This is a genomic window from Mesorhizobium sp. LSJC269B00, assembly GCF_000502815.1.
GTDB lineage: Bacteria > Pseudomonadota > Alphaproteobacteria > Rhizobiales > Rhizobiaceae > Mesorhizobium.
On the sequence record NZ_AYVN01000001.1, the window covers coordinates 223,767 to 241,635 of the forward strand.

Annotated in this window: 18 protein-coding genes; 11 read left to right on the forward strand and 7 right to left on the reverse strand. The window is 58.2% G+C overall.

Annotation, left to right across the window (positions count from 1 at the left end; translation table 11 throughout):
- The first annotated feature begins 7 nt into the window (after positions 1 to 7).
- Together X771_RS163595 and X771_RS163590 are read left to right on the forward strand one after the other, a co-directional pair.
- A complete protein-coding gene (locus X771_RS163595; RefSeq protein WP_031202371.1) occupies positions 8 to 742 on the forward strand; it encodes a HupE/UreJ family protein in 735 nt (244 codons plus the stop codon).
- Positions 743 to 776: 34 nt separating this feature from the next.
- Entirely contained in the window at positions 777 to 1,424 is a 648-nt protein-coding gene (locus X771_RS163590) for a hypothetical protein (RefSeq protein WP_023683328.1), read from the forward strand.
- Positions 1,425 to 1,634: 210 nt separating this feature from the next.
- On the opposite strand, the gene X771_RS0133150 is transcribed toward X771_RS163590, so the two are convergent.
- Positions 1,635 to 2,705, reverse strand: coding sequence for an NAD/NADP octopine/nopaline dehydrogenase family protein (locus X771_RS0133150; RefSeq protein WP_031202372.1), 1,071 nt, complete (start codon positions 2,703 to 2,705; stop codon positions 1,635 to 1,637).
- Between the two features lie 231 nt (positions 2,706 to 2,936).
- On the opposite strand from X771_RS0133150, the gene X771_RS163585 reads away from it, so the two are divergent.
- The 8 genes from X771_RS163585 to X771_RS163550 all read left to right on the forward strand — a co-directional run bounded on the left by X771_RS163585 (position 2,937) and on the right by X771_RS163550 (position 9,557).
- Positions 2,937 to 3,908 carry a LysR family transcriptional regulator gene (locus X771_RS163585; protein ID WP_023669872.1) on the forward strand — a complete coding sequence of 324 codons (972 nt, stop codon included), beginning with the start codon at positions 2,937 to 2,939 and terminating at the stop codon, positions 3,906 to 3,908.
- Positions 3,905 to 5,374 carry an NAD(P)/FAD-dependent oxidoreductase gene (locus X771_RS163580; RefSeq protein ID WP_023686266.1) on the forward strand — a complete coding sequence of 490 codons (1,470 nt, stop codon included), beginning with the start codon at positions 3,905 to 3,907 and terminating at the stop codon, positions 5,372 to 5,374. The genes X771_RS163585 and X771_RS163580 overlap by 4 nt, the downstream gene beginning before the upstream one ends.
- Positions 5,371 to 5,853 (forward strand): hypothetical protein, encoded by a 483-nt coding sequence (locus X771_RS163575; protein WP_023669870.1) that lies wholly within the window; start codon positions 5,371 to 5,373, stop codon positions 5,851 to 5,853. Before X771_RS163580 ends, X771_RS163575 begins: the two co-directional genes overlap by 4 nt.
- A complete protein-coding gene (locus X771_RS163570; RefSeq protein WP_023669869.1) occupies positions 5,850 to 6,413 on the forward strand; it encodes a peroxidase-related enzyme in 564 nt (187 codons plus the stop codon). Before X771_RS163575 ends, X771_RS163570 begins: the two co-directional genes overlap by 4 nt.
- A gap of 57 nt (positions 6,414 to 6,470) precedes the next feature.
- Entirely contained in the window at positions 6,471 to 7,211 is a 741-nt protein-coding gene (locus tag X771_RS163565; protein WP_023669868.1) for an amino acid ABC transporter ATP-binding protein, read from the forward strand.
- A gap of 24 nt (positions 7,212 to 7,235) precedes the next feature.
- Positions 7,236 to 8,063, forward strand: a complete 828-nt coding sequence (locus X771_RS163560; protein ID WP_023669867.1) for a transporter substrate-binding domain-containing protein — start codon at positions 7,236 to 7,238, stop codon at positions 8,061 to 8,063.
- A 67-nt stretch (positions 8,064 to 8,130) separates the two neighbouring features.
- Entirely contained in the window at positions 8,131 to 8,847 is a 717-nt protein-coding gene (locus X771_RS163555; protein WP_023686267.1) for an amino acid ABC transporter permease, read from the forward strand.
- Between the two features lie 17 nt (positions 8,848 to 8,864).
- On the forward strand, positions 8,865 to 9,557 hold the full coding sequence (locus tag X771_RS163550) for an ABC transporter permease subunit (RefSeq protein WP_023669865.1): 693 nt from the start codon (positions 8,865 to 8,867) through the stop codon (positions 9,555 to 9,557).
- A 277-nt stretch (positions 9,558 to 9,834) separates the two neighbouring features.
- Here the strand turns inward: X771_RS163550 and X771_RS163545 are convergent, their stop codons facing one another.
- The 6 genes from X771_RS163545 to X771_RS163520 all read right to left on the reverse strand — a co-directional run bounded on the left by X771_RS163545 (position 9,835) and on the right by X771_RS163520 (position 16,629).
- On the reverse strand, positions 9,835 to 10,839 hold the full coding sequence (locus tag X771_RS163545; protein WP_023686268.1) for an ABC transporter ATP-binding protein: 1,005 nt from the start codon (positions 10,837 to 10,839) through the stop codon (positions 9,835 to 9,837).
- On the reverse strand, positions 10,832 to 11,860 hold the full coding sequence (locus X771_RS163540) for an ABC transporter ATP-binding protein (RefSeq protein ID WP_031202375.1): 1,029 nt from the start codon (positions 11,858 to 11,860) through the stop codon (positions 10,832 to 10,834). The genes X771_RS163545 and X771_RS163540 overlap by 8 nt, the downstream gene beginning before the upstream one ends.
- Positions 11,857 to 12,732: an ABC transporter permease gene (locus tag X771_RS163535; protein WP_023683335.1), complete on the reverse strand. Its 876-nt coding sequence runs from the start codon at positions 12,730 to 12,732 to the stop codon at positions 11,857 to 11,859. Before X771_RS163535 ends, X771_RS163540 begins: the two co-directional genes overlap by 4 nt.
- A 2-nt stretch (positions 12,733 to 12,734) precedes the next feature.
- Positions 12,735 to 13,673, reverse strand: a complete 939-nt coding sequence (locus X771_RS163530; RefSeq protein ID WP_023686269.1) for an ABC transporter permease — start codon at positions 13,671 to 13,673, stop codon at positions 12,735 to 12,737.
- 64 nt (positions 13,674 to 13,737) lie between these two features.
- Positions 13,738 to 15,300 (reverse strand): ABC transporter substrate-binding protein, encoded by a 1,563-nt coding sequence (locus tag X771_RS163525; RefSeq protein ID WP_031202376.1) that lies wholly within the window; start codon positions 15,298 to 15,300, stop codon positions 13,738 to 13,740.
- Positions 15,301 to 15,471: 171 nt separating this feature from the next.
- Positions 15,472 to 16,629, reverse strand: coding sequence for an FAD-binding oxidoreductase (locus X771_RS163520; protein WP_081727304.1), 1,158 nt, complete (start codon positions 16,627 to 16,629; stop codon positions 15,472 to 15,474).
- Between the two features lie 224 nt (positions 16,630 to 16,853).
- On the opposite strand from X771_RS163520, the gene X771_RS163515 reads away from it, so the two are divergent.
- Positions 16,854 to 17,867 (forward strand): ornithine cyclodeaminase family protein, encoded by a 1,014-nt coding sequence (locus X771_RS163515; protein ID WP_050587383.1) that lies wholly within the window; start codon positions 16,854 to 16,856, stop codon positions 17,865 to 17,867.
- Positions 17,868 to 17,869: the final 2 nt, after the last annotated feature.

Here is a 17,869-nt window from a genome sequence, read left to right on the forward strand (position 1 = left end):
AATTCTCATGCAAGGATCCTTCTACAAGGGTCCGCCACGCACGCCTTGCGCGCGCTGGCGGTTGGCCCTTCCTGTGCTCATTGCTCTCCTGACCCTCCCATTGCTTGGGGGGACTGCCCTCGCCCATGCCGTTGCCGAAGGCGACAAGGGCTATATCCAGGAGATCACGGGCATCAATCTGCTGCCCTTCATCTATCTCGGCGCCAAGCACATGGTGACGGGATACGACCACGTCCTGTTCCTGTTCGGCGTGATCTTCTTCCTCTACCGGATGAAGCACATTGGCATCTATGTGAGCCTGTTCGCGCTCGGCCATTCCACGACCATGCTGCTTGGCGTCTATTTCAACGTTGGCATCAACAGCTACATCATCGACGCGATCATCGGCCTGTCGGTCGTCTACAAGGCGCTCGACAATATGGGTGCCTTCCAGAGGTGGCTCGGCTTCCAGCCGAACACCAAGATCGCGACGCTGATCTTCGGCTTTTTCCACGGCTTCGGCCTGTCGACGAAGATCATCGAATACAACATCTCGCCCGACGGGCTCGTGCCCAACCTACTTGCCTTCAACGTCGGCGTTGAGGTCGGTCAGCTTCTCGCGCTCGCTGCTATCCTTATCGTCATGGGCTACTGGCGCCGGACCGACAGTTTCTGGCGCCACGCATACACCGCCAACACCATCATGATGACCGCCGGGTTTGTGCTGATCGGCTATCAGCTCACCGGCTGGGTCGTCTCCTGAACCTCCAAGTAAAGATCAAAAAAGGAATTCTCCCATGTACAACACAGACATCCCGACCCGCGCTGAACTGCCGACATCCATGCAGCTCCTCCGATCTACCCTCATCGCCATTGTCGCGGCAGCGGCCATCCTTGTGACCATCGTGCTGCCGGCCGAATACGCCATCGATCCCACCGGCGTTGGGCGAGCGCTCGAGCTCACCGAGATGGGCGAGATCAAGACACAACTCGCCGAAGAGGCCGAGCAAGACCGCCTTCGCGAATTGCAAAACGGCACGCCGACCGCAGTGCCAGGCCAAGATCAGCAGTCGAGTCTTCTGGAGCGCGTCTTCGCTGAACTGGTGATTGGTTCCGCCTCTGCCCAGGAACTGCGGACGGACGAAATGTCGGTCACCCTCAAGCCCGGCGAAGGAGCTGAGATCAAGCTCGTCATGGCCAAGGGCGCAAAGGCAAACTACTCTTGGACAGCCAATGGCGCGGCGGTGAACTTCGACACCCATGGTGACGGCGGCGGCGAAAGCATCTCATACGAGAAGGGACGCGGTGCTGCAGAGGACGAGGGCGTACTTGAGGCAGCCTTTGACGGCAATCACGGTTGGTTCTGGCGCAACCGCACCGGTGCCGACGTCACCGTGACGCTGAAGACGAATGGCGCGTACACCGACATCAAACGCATGATGTGATCGATACGGCACGTCTTATCCGGCGCCGTTTGGCGCCGGGGGAGATCAAGCAGGTGAAATAGCCAACTCGGACCAACACAGTTTGATAATATCCAACCTGTGTTGGTCCCCTTCGGATGTCGTTGGTTAGAATCAGCTCGCAATGATGTAACAGGAGCGTCGCGCTAGCTTCCCCAAAGCGTAATCACGCCGCATTGGCCGCGAGCGCGCTCAAAACCCCTTGCGGCAAAGGGCTTCAAGATCCGTCTTTGTCATTTTCTCGATGCCGAGCCCAGGAAGAATATCATTATCTCCCTTGAGATCCCGGCCATAAGCCGCCGACAATATGGAAATTCCGGATTCATGGAGAACCGCCGGATTTCCGCTGATCTTCCCCAGGACTGCGGTTGGTAACAGGCCGAACGGAACGTCCTCGAGAATATAGCGGCTCTCGATAGTCGTCGGGCCAAAGCCGCCACGACCTTGGCGATCCATCTCCAGGTTCATTTCCGAAACGGTGCTCATGGGGACGTGGAACGACAATGAAAAATGTTCCTGGACGGTACGAACCGCGATACCGAAATTGCCAGCTATGGCCAATCGTTCGGCATCCAGAGCCTCGATGAAGCGACCAACGGCAGGAGTGACATTTCCCCCCTGGCTCCATCGCTCGGCCTTCTCCATTCGTGTGAGATTGAGAAGGGCAATTCCCAGATGGTTCTGCGGATTGAGGTTGCTGAGCGCAATTGCCAGCAGACCATCGCGCTTGACGAAACGATCGCCGAACAAGGCCGTGCAAAGCTTGTACCCTTGATCGAGCGCATCGAAAGGCAGCGTCGCAACATCAAGCTTCTGGCGAATGGAAGTGACCTGGACTTCTGCTGGTCCGAGCTGGCGGCCGGTCAAGAGCGTTGTGCCCCAAACGACGATCGGCAACCTGACCTTGCGCTCGGCTAACCGCTTGGAGAGATACAGCGCGCCGAACGAACTGTGCGAACTGACGATGACAGGAATACCATCTGCCAGGTGAGGGACGGCGGCATCCATCACTATCTTGTGGCCGTAAGCGGGAAGCGCGATCACCACCACATCCGCGTGATCGATGGCATCTTTACAATCATTGGCAATACGCACCGGCACCGTCGCCTCGATATCCCCCGTCGCCTTCAATAATTCGCCAGTCGCCAACGTTCTGGTGCGGTCTCCCGACGGTGACCAAAGTGTTGGCGTATGTCCCGATTGTGCCAAATAGGCCGCAAGGCCATAGGCAATTGCTCCAGCGCCCAGAATACTCACGCGCATAACATTCCTCCTGTCGCCGGCTTTATGGTTCGAGAATCCTTGCCGTCCCCGCCTACAAGTTTTTTCATCGGGAGGATCCGAATTGAAGTCACGTCGGTTGCCATCAGCCGTTTCGATCAGGACTCCGGCTCTGAGCCGGCAAACGCCGCAACGACTATTAGTTTCCGCTTGACATATATCAAAAATGAATGAGACGATGTCAATCATACGAATTACGCATGTAGGGAGAACATGGAAACCCGGGACCTTCAGACCTTCCTTGCGGTTGCTGCCAGCGGCAGCATTACCAAGGCGGCTGACATGCTCGGGCGTTCCCAACCTTCGGTGACACGCACCATTCAGGAGCTCGAGGCCGAACTTGGCTTCGAATTGCTGCATCGGATCGGTCGACGGGTGCAGCTGTCTGAAGAGGGTGTCGCATTCGAGGAGGAAGCGCGGCGATTGTTGATGTCTTTCACCGAACTTGCAGCGCGGGCCAAGATGATCGCCGCCGGCCGTGGGCGGATCCTGCAGATTGTCACAACCTCCGCGATCGGCACCGGCTTGATCCCGGCGGCCCTGGCCGAGCTCAAGGGTGTCGAGCTTCCGCACGAGACGCATCTCGGGCAGTTTCTTCCCTCGATCGTCGCCCAGGAAGTGCGCAGCGGACGTGCCGAGATCGGGTTTTCAAGCCTGCCGCTCGATACGCCCGGTCTGGATGTCCTACGGCTCTATTCGGCGCCTGATGTTGCTGCCGTGCGGGAGGACGATGCGCTGGCTGAACTTGATGTCATACCGCTTTCGGCTTTTGCGGGTCGTCGCGTGGCTACGTTGCTCAATCCGCTGCGGTTTCAGTTGCATGTCGCCAAGGCACTCGCTGCCCGGGGCATCGACACCGGCCCGGTGATCCGGACCAATACTGCCTACGGCGCGTTGCAGATCGTGCGCCATACTGGTGTCGCGGCCGTCATCGATCCCCTCACGGCCTATGGCGTCGCCCTGCCTGGGGTCGTCATTCGCCCGATCGATGTAACCGTTCTCTTTTATTGGGGCGTTGTGGCTGCCTCAAAACGTCCCCTTCGCCCAGTCGCGCAGGCGCTGATGGATGCGGTCGAAGCGGTGGCTGAACGGTCGATCGTCGGTTTCAAGAAGCTCGATCCAGCTTTGGCCAGCCAATTGGTGAACGATCCCGCGTCGGGCACAAATAACGGAACTGGAATATGAAGCATACTCCCACCCCGGCAGCATCGACGGGCCTTGCCGCGTTGGAAGCCCAGCTCGCGCAGGATCTCGACTTTGTCGAGCTGCCCGCCAAGCCCTGGGTCCCCACACGCATGCATGAGGGCGCCCCGGTCCGTGATGTCGTGGTCATTGGCGCTGGCATGTGCGGACTTGCTGCCACGGCAAAGCTGGTGCTGGCAGGGATCACCAATGTCGTCGCCTATGATGCGGCGCCGGCTGGGCTCGAAGGACCGTGGATAACGTTTGCCCGCATGCAAACACTCCGGTCGCCGAAGACCCTGCACGGTCCGTCGCTCGGCTTGCCGCAATTGACGTTCCGCGCCTGGTTCACGGCGCAATGGGGCGTCGACGCCTGGCGGTCGCTGGACAAAATCCCCAAGGGCCAGTGGATGGATTACCTGGTCTGGTACCGCAAGGTTCTTGCTCTGCCTGTGCGCAACGGCGTGCGCATGACCGGCGTCGCACCGGTTGGTGATCTGATTGCGATCGATATCGAAGGCGCGGAATCCGGCCGGGTTCTCACCCGTCATCTCGTTCTGGCCACCGGCCGCTCTGGTCTGGGCGGTTTTGCCGTGCCCGATTTCCTCAGGGGCATCGATCGCGCTTATTGGGCCCATTCTGCGGACGAGATCGATTTCGACGCGCTGCAAGGTAAGCGTGTGGCGGTCATCGGCGCCGGTGCCTCGTCCATGGACAATGCCGCAACCGCACTCGAGGCGGGCGCCGGATCTGTGGACATGTTGATCCGGCGCAAGGAAATGCCGCGCGTCAACAAGCTGACCGGAATCGGCAGTCCGGGTGTTGTACTCGGCATGCATCAATTGCCCGATGCCTGGAAGTGGAAGTTCTTCGACTACACCGCCTCAACCCAGACGCCGCCGCCGCGTTCATCGACGCTTCGCGTTTCTCGCCACCCCAATGCCCGGTTCTTTCTCGACTGCGGCATCGTCGCGGTCACGGAAGATGCGGGAGGCCTGCTTATCGAAACCACCCAGGGGCTGATGCGCTACGACTTCCTGATCGCGGCAACCGGCTTTTCAAACGACTTCAACGGCCGCCCGGAATTTGCAGCCATCGCGCCACATATCCGCACCTGGTCGGATGGCCGATATACACCGGACATGGGGCCGGCGCGTGCAGGCATGTCCGACGCACCGGACCTAGGTCCCGCCTTCGAGTTTCGTGAGCGCGTCCCCGGCTCCTGCCCGATGCTGTCGCATATCCACTGCTTCAACGACGCCGCCATGCTGACGCACGGCAAGGTCTCCGGTGATATCCCAGCCGTCAGCGCGGGTGCCGACCGTTTGGTCCGCGGCATTGCCGCATCGCTGTTTGCCGAAGATGTCGAAACCCACTTCGCCAACCTGATCGCTTACGACACGCCCGAACTTCTGGGCGACGAATGGGTCGATTCAACACCCTTGTTGGAGAAGGAGGCCGCGCTGTGATCGACGCAATGGACAAGGCCGCCGGTCTATCACCGCACGATGCGCTTTTCAGCGCGCGTCGGTTTCGGCCTGAATTCGTGCTGGGGGCCGAGGAATGTCGCCTCTCCGTCCTGCAGCCAGCAAACGACCAAGGGCTTGCGCCTAATTTGCGGGTTGCTCTGGCCCGTCGCATGGCCGCTCTGAATGCCGATCCGGTCCTGATGGCCGAATTTGATGTGCAGCTGGCTCAGCTCGATCCGACTGAGCAGCTTCTGGCCTTAGCCCAGGGGGAAACGGATTTGGAAGAGCCATTGGCGACCATCGCACGTCATGTGGACCTGATTACGCTGACACCGAAAAAGGCGGAAGCGGGCCACATCGCCCTGCTCGCCCAAGCTGGATTGAACAATCCTCAGATCGTCGCCCTTTCCGAGCTCATCGCCTTCGTCAATTTCCAGACGCGGGTGGCAACCGGCCTGCGATTGTTGAGGACGGCATGATTTCCGCGGTGCGCCTGAAGCCATTGAATTGGCATCCGTACATAGCGCCGGTCGAGCTATCCGAGGCCACGCCGGAACAGCTTGAAGCGATGAAGGTCACGCCATCAGCCAAGAAAGTTTCGGAATATGTGCGCACCCTTGCGCATGACCCTGAGAGCTACCTTGCCCGCACCATCTTGTTCAACGCCATCATGTATGTCGAAGGCGGGCTTGCCCGCCCTGACCGCGAGCTTGGTGCATTAGGTGCGTCCATCGTCAATGGCTGCAAATTCTGCGCCGTTGTTCACGCCCGCAGGCATGCAGAGCTGACCAAGAACGACGAAGTGGTCACCGCGCTCTATCTCGATAAACCTGAAGCGCTCGGCCCACGCGATGCGGCAATCTACAGTTTTGCCCGCCGCCTGTCGGCGGCCCCGTCGGAAGCAACGGCAGACGATATCGCCGCGCTTCGATCAGTCGGCATGGACGACCGCGAGATTATCGACCTGATCCACGCCATATCGATCTTCGGCTGGGCAAACCGGCTGATGCACGTTCTCGGCCATGCGGAGAGCGGGTGATGATGTCGCATGCGGTCGAAGCAGTCCGTCTCACACTTTCCGAAGGGACAACCAGCAATGCTTGAACTCAAAGATGTAAAGCTGTCTTACGGAAGCACGCAGGTTCTGAACGGCGTCAATCTCTCGGTAAAGCGGGGTGACGTGGTTTCGATCATCGGCCCCAGCGGCACCGGCAAGACCACGTTGCTGAAATGCATCAACTACCTGGCCAAGCCGTCGTCAGGAACCATCGCGTTCGATCAGATCCGGATGGATTACCAGCGTGCCGACAAGGTCGCTGTCCAGGCGATCCGGTTGCGAACGGCGATGGTCTTTCAACAATTCAACGTCTTCAAGAACATGACGGTCCTGCAGAACGTGATGGATCCACTGGTCGTCGTGCAGCGCAAGTCCGCGGACGAGGCGCGGGAGATCGCCTTGCGGGAGCTCGAGCGGGTCGGCCTCACCCCGAAGCGAGACAGCTATCCCTCCCAACTGTCGGGCGGCCAGCTCCAGCGCACCGGCATTGCGCGCGCCCTGGCGGTTCGTCCCGACGTGATACTCTTCGATGAGCCTACGTCATCGCTGGATCCAGAACTCGTCGGTGAAGTCCTGAAGGTGATCAAGGACGTCACCTCGTCAGGGATCACTTCGCTGCTTGTGACCCATGAGATGCAATTCGCAAGGAACATCTCCAACCGGATCGTCTTCATGGACCGTGGCGTGGTCGCCGCCGATGGCAGCCCGGCTGATATCTTCGACGCGCCTTCCAGCCCACGACTTGCTCAATTCCTGCAGTCAGAACTCGCTTTTCAATAATCCAACAACAAGGGAACCTAAGAAATGTCTGTAATCACATCCCGCTTTTCCCGTCGTCATGCCCTGGCTGTCGTCGGCGGCATCGCAATAGCCCTTGCAACGGCGGGGGTCAGCTATGGCCAGACCGTTCGGACAATCAAGATCGCGACGTCTGCCGAATCCAAGCCGCTGGCATGGGGCGCGATCGGCGTCGAGCCGCAAGGCTATGAGCCCGATCTCCTGAGGGCGATCAACGCAAAGCTGCCGCAATACAAGTTCGAAATGGAAGGCGTCTCCGACATTGCCCAGGAAACCGGTCTCGCTACGGGCAAGTACGACATCGCGGTGGGTGGCTACTACAAGTCGCCCGAGCGCTCCAAGCAGTTCTTCATTCCGGAAAATCCCATGGGCGCCAGCCTGATGAAGATCTACAGCAAGAAAGACAGCGGCATCAAGGAAATGAAAGACCTGGTCGGCAAGAGGATCGTTCCGACCACGGCCGGCGGTGGAACCTACAAGTTCATCATGAACTGGCAGAAAGAAAACCCGCAATACAAGCTCGATGTCACGGCATCGAGTGCAGGCATTCCCTACCCGAACCGGCTGGACGAAGTTCAGAACGGTAAGTTCGACGCTCTCGTCTTGCCGTCCAATCTCGGTGAGCAGACCGTCATCGAGCAAAAGAAACTCGATATCGTGGCGTCCGAACCAGTGTTCAGCAACAACACCTACATGCTGATCCACAGATCAGACGAGAACAAGGTTCTGGCTGACGATGTGAACAAGGTTCTCAAGGAATTGAAAGACGACGGCACGATCGAGAAGCTCTCGCAGAAGTGGTTCGGCGAGGGCATCGTCCAGTACATGAAATAGCACGGCCGTCGAGGGCCATATTCGCTAGTCAGCGGCAAGGCTGAATTGCAAAAAGGAGCGTTTCAAAGTGGATGTATCTGCTATGATTCCCGAGTTGCTCTCGGCACTGCCGCTGACGCTCGCCATCACGTTTACGGCCCTCATTTCCGGGTTCTGTCTGGCTCTCATCGCGACAACACTCCGGGTTCGCAGGGTGCCACTGATCAGTCACCTGGTGGACCTCTACGTGTCCTATGCCCGGAGCGTTCCTGTCGTCCTGCAGCTGTTCGTCGCGTTTTATGGGCTTCCGCTGTTGGTGATCCTGTTCGGCGCCAAAGATTTTATTTCGCCGACGATGGCTGCCATGGTGGGGTTGAGCCTCTACCATGGAGGATATCTGTCGGAAGTCATGCGGCCTGCATATCTTGCCGTCGATCGCGGCCAGCACGATGCGGCCGATAGCCTCGGATATACGTTCCGGCAGAAAATTACTCGCGTCGTCGGCCCGCAAGCGGTGCACTTCGCACTACCGGGCTACGGGAACTCCGTCATCTACCTGATCCATAACGTTGCGCTGGTCATGTACATCGGCGCCGCCGACGTCATGGCGACTGCGCATTTGATCATGGAGCGCGACTACAACCAGTTCCAGTTCGAAACCTACCTCGTCCTGGCGGTCATCTATTCGCTGATGTGCCTGGTCGCATGGCTCATCGTGCGCTTCTTCGAGCTTCGATCACCGATGCAAGCGCCAGAGTCAACGACAACAACTCCGATCAAGAACGAGCTCCTCGCGAGCGTCTGACGTAAGGGTATTCAACCATGTTTGATACCGATATTTTGCTCCAGGACACGCAGGAAATTCTGAGTGCCGTACCCGTGACCGTTGGAATGGCACTCTTGATTTTCGTCCTGTCGACGATAGTCGGCAGCATATTCGCGCTGATCGAATACAGACGGGTGCCGGTTCTGCGAGAGCTCATCATGACTTACAAGATCGTCTTCAAGGGCGTTCCAATGGTCATCGTTATTTTCCTCGCCTATTTCGGTCTGCCGCCCGCATTTCAGTTCCTGTTCTCGTTGCTCGGGATCAACTTCAACGCTCACGAAACCCCCAATTGGGTCATTCTTGTCGTCGCGATTACCGGCTGTGTCGCCGCGTTCCAATCCGAGATTATCAAGGGAGCCCTGAATGCATTCGACACCGGTCAGTCGGACGCGGCCCATTCGCTCGGCTATACGGGCGGCCAACTGTTTCGACGTATCCTGTTTCCCCAGGTGGCCCTCACCGCAATTCCCGACCTGACGACTTCGATGATGGTCATCATGAAGGCGCTTTCTCTCGGATTCGCCATCGAGGTCGTCGATATCTTCGCCCAGTCCCAGCTGACCGCCGCCCTGAACTACTACTACCTCGAAGCCTTCGTGATTGCCGTCGTGATCTACATGGTGATTGCCTATATCGTCACACAGATTGCCGACAGGCTGGAGCAGGCGCTGAGGGTGCGGACGTGAGGCGGATGTGGGATAGAATCGTCAAGCTTCGGATATCGAGCCGCACCTGGGAGGCAATTCTTTCGGGGATGAAAAGCTTGAGGAGAAACCCAAGTAGCCGATGTATGTACCGCTGAATGCCGACTGAAGCACCGATCGCGCCGACGCAACGTTGCGACTGTGCCGACCAGAGGAATCCGGTCTCCGGCTACTGGCATGGAGATCCCCAAGCCGTATTCGGCGCCGCGAGTACGCATCAATATTGGAGAACCTGGGCCTCTCCGTCTCCCACGCCGGTTTATCCGACTTGTCTCACGTCGTATTCCTGCAGGATACCCGCTTTGATCCGACCAGCGAAATGACAACTTGCGAGATGCGATTCCGACAAGCTGTTGACCGGAGGCGATGTCTCACAAACACTTTGCACGGCAGGGCAGCGCGTACGAAAACGGCATCCGGTCGGCGGATTCACAGGGCTTGGCACATCTCCCTTTAGAATGATCCGCTGACGTTCGCGCTCCTCAACTGGATTTGTCGACGGGACAGCGCTGAGCAGCGCCTGTGTATACGGATGTGCGGGCTGGCTATAGAGCGCGCCGCTCTCACCTTCTTCCATGACGCGGCCGAGATACATCACGTAGACGCGCTGTGCGGCCTGGCGAACGATGGCCAGATCGTGCGCAATGAGAAGACATGACATTCCGAAATCATCGCGCAGCTTCAGAAACAGGTTCATGATTTGCGCTCTGATGGAGACATCGAGCGAACTGACAGGCTCATCGCATATGAGTACGGTTGGGTTGGCAGCAAGCGATCGCGCGATACACACGCGTTGACGTTGGCCACCCGACATCTCGCGCGGATAGCGCTCCATTATCTGTTCGGGCAGCCCCACTTGGTCCAAGAGTTCTTTGACATGTGCCGCCCGCGCAGAATGGTTGTTCTCCCCATTGATGAGCAGCGCTTCATCGATCGCCTGACCAATCGTCTGTCGGGAACTCAGCGAGGAAAGCGGATCCTGAAAGATGTATTGGATCTTGCGCCTTCGTTCGAACAAATGCTTGCCGCTCATAGCCAGGAAATTTTCGCCCTTGAATCGGATCTCTCCGGATTTGGCGCTCTCGAGACCGACGATCGTGCGACCCAGTGTCGATTTTCCGCATCCCGACTCCCCGACCAATCCTACAATCTCGCCCGCGCCAATCTTCAGGCTCACGCCATCACAGGCCTTAATCTCAGCCCCTGTGTGGCGGTCGCGAAAGTGAGTTTTGAGATCGACGATCTCAATGAGGTTCTCAGGCATCTTCCATCACTCGCGCAAGCTTGTTGATGATGACCGGGCATGCGGCGACGTGCGTCGACGACTCTCCTGGTACTGAAAGCAAGTGCGGTTGAGTGGCGCTGCAGCTCTGCAGCGCCGAAGCGCAGCGTGGCGTGAACGCACAACCGCGTATCAACCGAGACAGATCTGGCGGCTGGCCAGGAAGACCAATAAATTTCGAACCAATGTCTGCATTTAGCGATGGAACTGAACCGAGCAGACCTTTGGTGTAGGGGTGGACCGGCGTCATCAGCACGTCGTCCACCGGACCCAGTTCTGACAGCCGGCCGGCGTACATCACCGCCACCTTGGTCGCCATGCCGGAGACCACACCAAAATCGTGAGTGATGATGACGATGGCCATCTGCAGGCGCCTCTGTAGGTCTTTCAGCAGCTCCACGATCTGAGCCTGAACCGTGACATCGAGCGCGGTGGTAGGCTCATCCGCTATGAGGAGCTTGGGCTCGCCGGCAATGCTCATCGCTATGCCAACGCGCTGGCGCATACCGCCGGAAAGCTCGTGCGGATACTGCTGCAGTCGGCTTAGTGGATCGGGTAGCCCGACCAACGCCAGCAGTTCGGCGGCTCGTTTGTCGGCCTGCGCCGCAGTCATGCCAAGGTGCAATTCCGAGACCTCGGCGATCTGCCTTCCAATGCGTCGGACCGGGTTGAGAGAACTCAACGGATCCTGAAATATGACGCCGATCTCGCCGCCACGCAGTTTGCGCATTTGTTGCTCAGGCGCTCGCAGGATGTCGAGGCCGTTGAATTTCACCGTCCCCTCTATTTCAGCGTCGAGTCCCGTCGGAAGCAGAGATAGCGGCGCCATGTTGAGGATGGTCTTGCCGCTGCCGCTTTCGCCGACAATCGCCAGGACCTCGCCTTCGTTCACACGGTAGCTCACGCCATCGACCGGCTTGACGCTGGTTCTCGCCGTATGGAGCGTCACCGACAGATTGGAGACTTCGAGCAATGCAGGTGTTGGGGAACTCCCAGTGCTCATGTCGCGATCTCCTTCATGAACAGTTTCTTGCGGGCGGCCAAGCTCCGCTTGGTCATCCGGCGCGGGTTCTTGGACAGCGCGATCTTCTCGCCGAACAGGTTGAAACCTACGACCATGATGGTAAGCGCGAGCCCCGGAAGGATCACCAGGCGCGGTGCTTCTTCAAGATAGGGCAGGCTCGAAACCAGCATCTGTCCCCACTCCGCTTGCGGCGGCTGCACACCGAGCCCCAGAAAGCTCAAGTTAGCGATCGCGAGGGCCAAAATACCGACGTCCGCGCTCGCGTAGATCAGCACGGATCCCAATGCGACCGGCACCAGATGTTTGAATATGATCCTGAGTCGGCTGGCGCCCAAAACGCGAAGGCTTTCGATATGCGGCTGGTTTACTGCCGCCGCCACCACACCTCGCGTCAGCCGGGCATAGATTGGCGTCCAGGCGATCGCCAGCGCAATGATCATATTCCAATAGCTAGGACCGAATACACCAACGATCGCCAGCGCCACCACGAGACTAGGCACACTGAGGCCGAAGTCGACCATACGCATGAGGATTTCGTCGATCCAGCCACCGAAATAGCCGGATATGGTCCCAACCAACATTCCAAATATGCCGGCAAGAAACAGGACAATGGTCACACCCACGAGCGTGGTCTGGGCACCCGCAATAAGTCGGCTGAGCACGTCGCGCCCGAGGTTGTCGGTGCCCAGCCAGTAGACTCCTGAAAACGATTCAGTTGGAGCAAGGAGGTTTTGCGTATTCGGGTCATAAGGGCTGACCAGTGAGCCGAAGGTCGCGATGAAGACAAAGAACCCGATCATCAGCGAGATCGGCCAGCCGACGCTGCGAAAGAATGATTTTATCGAACTCATGATCAGGCCCTCGCAGCTCGACGTTGAAGCGGATCGACGACAATGACGATCAGGTCGACGACGAGATTCACCACAATGAACAGCACGGAGAAGATCAGCAGGCACGCCTGCAGTACTGGGAGATCCCGGAAGCGAGCTGCCTCAACAAAATAGGCGCCAAGACCTTGCCACGAAAAAATCGGTTCGATGATGAACGCGTTGGGCACCATCTGGGCCAGCGCCATTCCAAACGCTGTCAAAACGACCGGGACGATATTCGGCAAGGCGTCGCGAAACAGAATTCTTCGTCTGCTGAAGCCTTTGCTGATCGCGGTGATGACATAAGGCTTGCTCATAGTTTCCTCCAGCGCGACCCGTGCGACGCGGCTGAGGAGCGCACCTGGAACAACCCCAATGGCGATGCTCGGCAAAATCCAACTGGAAAGTCCCCTGAAGCCGAAAGTGGGAAACACGTTCCACGTCACGCCGAACGCATAAATGAGCATTGATGCTAGGAAAAATTTTGGGATCGACACGTTCAAAACGGCGAAGGCGCGGATCATCCGGTCTGTCGTTCCGTTAGGCCACATGGCACCCATGAAGCTGAGCCCGACACCAACGATCAGCATGACAATGCCGCCGCCAGCAATAAGAACCAGAGTGGGCTCAAGGCGTTCCATTATGGCTTCTGAGACCGGCTGACCGGTTCGCAGCGACCTTCCGAAATCGCCCTGCAACACATCGCCGAGCCAGTGCACATATCGCAATGGCAGCGGATCGTTCAGGCCGTATTCGATCGCCACCTGCTCAACGACCTTGTGCGACACAAAGCCGCCTCTCAACTCAGCTATGAGCGCGGCCACGTTTCCGGGAAACGCTGCGATCAAGATGAAAGAGAACACAGAGGCGATGGCGATGAGGATGGCGGCGGAAACACCGCGCTTCATGGCTATTCTCAGCATGGCGAACCTTTGGCTTTCCTGAGACTGCGGGTGCCTCGGCGCGAAGCCGAGGCACAGGTACAGCTTAAAGAGATATGCCTTTCAGCGGCATCTCGTATTCTGTCGCGGGTATGGCAAAAGCCTTGACGCGATCATTGTGCGCCCAGATTCGCTGGGCGTGGAACAGCGGCATCATCGCCCAGTTGTCATGCAGCCAGGTGAAAACGGCCTGGAATGCCTCAGCCCGCTCGGGCTCCGGAGCCGAGAGTGCCTTGAGGATCAGTGGGTCAACCGCCTTGTCCTCGTAGATCTTTCCGTCCGTTCCCGGTTCGATCGTCGAGAGGACCATCAAACCAATTGAATTGAAGGGGTCATACGGCGCGCCGTTGGTTATAAACAGCGAGAGATCATACTTGAACTCCGGAATATCACCGTGACGCGTAGCGTGGTCGACGTTGCGCAACTTCACGCCGATACCGGCTTCCGAAAGCAACGCCTGTATAACCTCGCCTAGGGCCCGGGAGCTCGGGACCGCGTCTTCGGATATGACAAGATCGATGTTCAGCTGCTTGCCGTCCTTGGATCGGACAGGCTCTCCAACCCAACCGGCCTCGTCGAGCAGGCTCTTAGCTTTTTCCAGGTCACGCTTCGGAACTTCAAATCGGGTTCCCGAATAGGCGATCACCTCGGGATAAAGGTTCATCGTAGGCGTGGCAAAACCCTTCATCACTGCCTTGCAGATGCCCTCGCGGTCGATAAGCAGGTTGAACGCCTCGCGAACACGCACATCCTTAAAAGTATCGATGCGCGGGTTGAAGCCGAGCACAATCGTATCCGTGCCCGTGTCGGTCACCACGGTCATGCCGGAAGACTCAAGGGTCTTCGCATCCTGAGGACTGACGGGAGCGATGAACTGTCCGCCCATCGCGTCGATGTCGCCTGCTCGTAGCGCCGACATCCGACTGCGTGCGTCCGGCATGACAATCAGCGAAACCTTGTCAACAGAAGGCTTTGCCCCCCAGTACTTTTCGTTGGGAATGAGGTCGGTGCCCTCAGGCGCGTCCTTCTCGATCTTCCACGGACCGGTTCCCACAGGAGATGCGTACTTACCCTCTCCATCAACTGCTTTAGGGCTCAGGAACCTTACGGGCCTGACATAGGAAAACTCTACGAGAGCCGTGGGAGTCGGCTGCTTGAAATGGATTGCGATCGTCATCGGGTCGACGATCTCGATCTTGTCGAGATTCGCGCTGATACGCATCCAGTTGTAGTCTTCCTTCGGAAGCCAGCGATCCAGATTCCACTTTGCCGCTTCGGCGTTCCAAGGCTCGCCATCCGTGAACGTCACCTCGGGGCGAAGCTTGAACGTGTATACTTTGTCATCGGGTGACTTGTCCCACGAGGCAGCCAGAGCCGGTTCGATCTTGCCGCCCGAAGAGTAGTGCACGAGCGGGTCGAAGATCATATCCTGCACGGCGAAGATGCCGACATAACGCTGCGGATCGAGATTTCCCGCTGCGCGACCGATCGGCAGTCGCAACGTGTTGCCTTCTTCTGCCGAAGCTTGATTCGTACCAACACCGGTGACCAAGAGGCCGCCAATGGCCGCCGATCCCAGCAATAGAGTTCTGCGTGAAAGAAGTGTCATCTGAGTTCCCCTGTTATGGTTATGACCTGTCTTCTGCGTAGCCTTCGACCCTTGCGCTTCCTTTTGATTGTCGCCCCTTTCCGAGGCTGCGCTCATTTGTTCGATTCGAATTCCGGACTGGTTGATCTCCTACGGCAGCGCCACACCTCGGTGCTTGACTTGCCTGAATGCTCAGTCGTGGCTGGGGCCGGCAACCGCGGATTTGGGTACGACGCTGCCAGGGGCTCCGCCGAAGAAGCGCGCTGGTCTGAACATGGCGAGTTCTTCGCGGATGTTCCCGTGAACAATCTCATCAGCCAGCAACCGCGCCATCTGCGGGGCGATCGTGACACCGCTATGTGTCACGCCAACATAATACCCATCGACTTGCGGCATCGGGCCGGCGCAGCTCAATCCGTCGCCGGGAATCGGGCGAACCGTCGTCCTGACGGCCTCGATGCTGACTGCCTCGAGCGCTGGAAGCAGCTCACGTGCAGCATTGAGGATGGTGGTCGCTTCGATGCCATCGGGCCGAAGCAGTTTCGGTTCGGAGAGCTGATCGTCGACTGATATTTTATGAAGCATCAGGCGGCCTGCGCCGTCGGGACGGACATCGAGATCGTCAGCGTGGAACTGCCGTCTCAAGGTCATCGCCACTGGCTGAGTGAACGCCAGAACGCCGATTGACGACTTCATTGGGATGCCGGGAATCTCGCCCAAGCTGTCTTTGGATGCCCCCCCTGCGCAATTCACCACAATGTCAGCTTCAAATCGTTCGCCGGCCGCCGTGCGCACGCCTGAAACGCGTCCAGACCGCGTCTCCAACGACTTGACTTGCGTGCCGGTGTACACCTGCGCGCCCCAGCGTTCGCACGCACTGCGCAACAGGCAAGCTGCGTACAGAACTGGATCGATCCAGCCCTCTTCGGGGTAATAGACGATAGGCGCCTCACCTATCGCCCGAACATCGAGGTCGGGCTCCATCGCGGCAACGCGATCCCGGGAGATGAAATCGACGCCATACCCCCATTCCTGTTCAAGCTTTACTCCCGCCAGCTGCTTTGCCTGTGCAGCCTCCGTGGTCCACCATTCGAAACTGCCTGTTTGGTTGAACCAGCCCGCGCCCTCGAACTCACGGGCGAGATCGATATAGGCGCGCATACCAGCGACATTGAGCGCATGGTATTCGCGAGGTCTTTTGCCGTTGGCATTGGTCCAAGCAAAACTTACCGCGGAAGCGCCAGAAGCAACTCTACCCTGCTCAAGGACAGAAACTTTCGCTCCCGCTTTCGCCAACTCGTATGCAACGGAGGTACCAATAACTCCTGATCCTATAACGATAGCACGCATATATTATTGCTCCGAGCGCTTTATCCCAGGAATGCTTTCGGCATCTCAGCATGCAGCCGAGTTCGTCTTGGAAGCGGCTGTCTCTGCTGGCGTATTCTGCTGAGAGCGACATGCATCGTCAACGATCCAGCAACGTGTGGTTTATGCTTTAAAGTTATGAACTTCGCGGATGAGTCCGGTAGTGCCGGTGATAGGCTGCACGAAAATTGCCCAGGGACGCATGCATGTTGAGTGCCGATCATCAAGCACCAGCTTTTATGGTGCTCGACAAAAATGCCATTCGAGCTGCGCTCTCGATCGAACTGTCGCTCGAGATCGCAGAAGCAGCCCTACGCAAGACGTCGAACGGCGTTGCGAGCCAAGATGTCCGACGAACGCTGACGCTGCCTGGGTCGGAAGGAACTTGCCTATCCGTAATGTACGCGGCGCTCTCCGACCGTGACCTGTTCGGTGCGAAAGTCCTCTCTATCTTTCCTGACAACTTCGCCCTGGGGCTGCCTTCTCATCGAGGAGCTATCATCCTCTTTGATAAGGAAAATGGCAGTCCGGTTGCACTGGTCGATGGCGGGGAATTGACCGCCTGGCGCACAGCGGCAGCGAGTGCCGTCGCTACCAGAGCACTATCTCGCGCCGACTCCTCAATCCTTGCGATCTTTGGATATGGCGAACAGGCGCGACGCCACATAGAAACGATCTCGAAGGTGCGGCCTATCAAGCGGCTTCACATCTGGGGGCGAAATCCTGGGAAGGCGTCGCGTTTCGCCGAAGAACAGGCGAGCGCAGGCTTTCAGACATTGGTCTTCCCATCCGCAAGAGACGCCCTGGTAGAAGCGGACATTGTCTGCACCACAACCTCGGCGCAGGAGCCGGTACTGTTCGGCGAATGGCTGCCTCCGGGGATTCACATCAACGCCGTCGGCGCAAGCGTGTCTCAATGCCGCGAACTCGACCTGGAATGCGTGCGCAGATCGAGCATTTGGGTCGACTACATGCCAATGGCGCTCATCGCGGCCGGAGAGATGGTCGAAGCTTTCAAGCTCGGGGTTGCTAGCCGAGACGACATCCGCGGAGAAGTCGGCGCGATGTTGGAAGGCGCCATCCCCGGCCGCACTACCGATGCGGAGATCACTCTATACCGTTCTCTCGGCGTCCCGGCGCAGGATATCGAACTTGCGAATTTCGTTTACTGCGTTGCCCGCGAAAAGTCGCTTGGCACGCCCATTGATTTCGAGGTGTGATC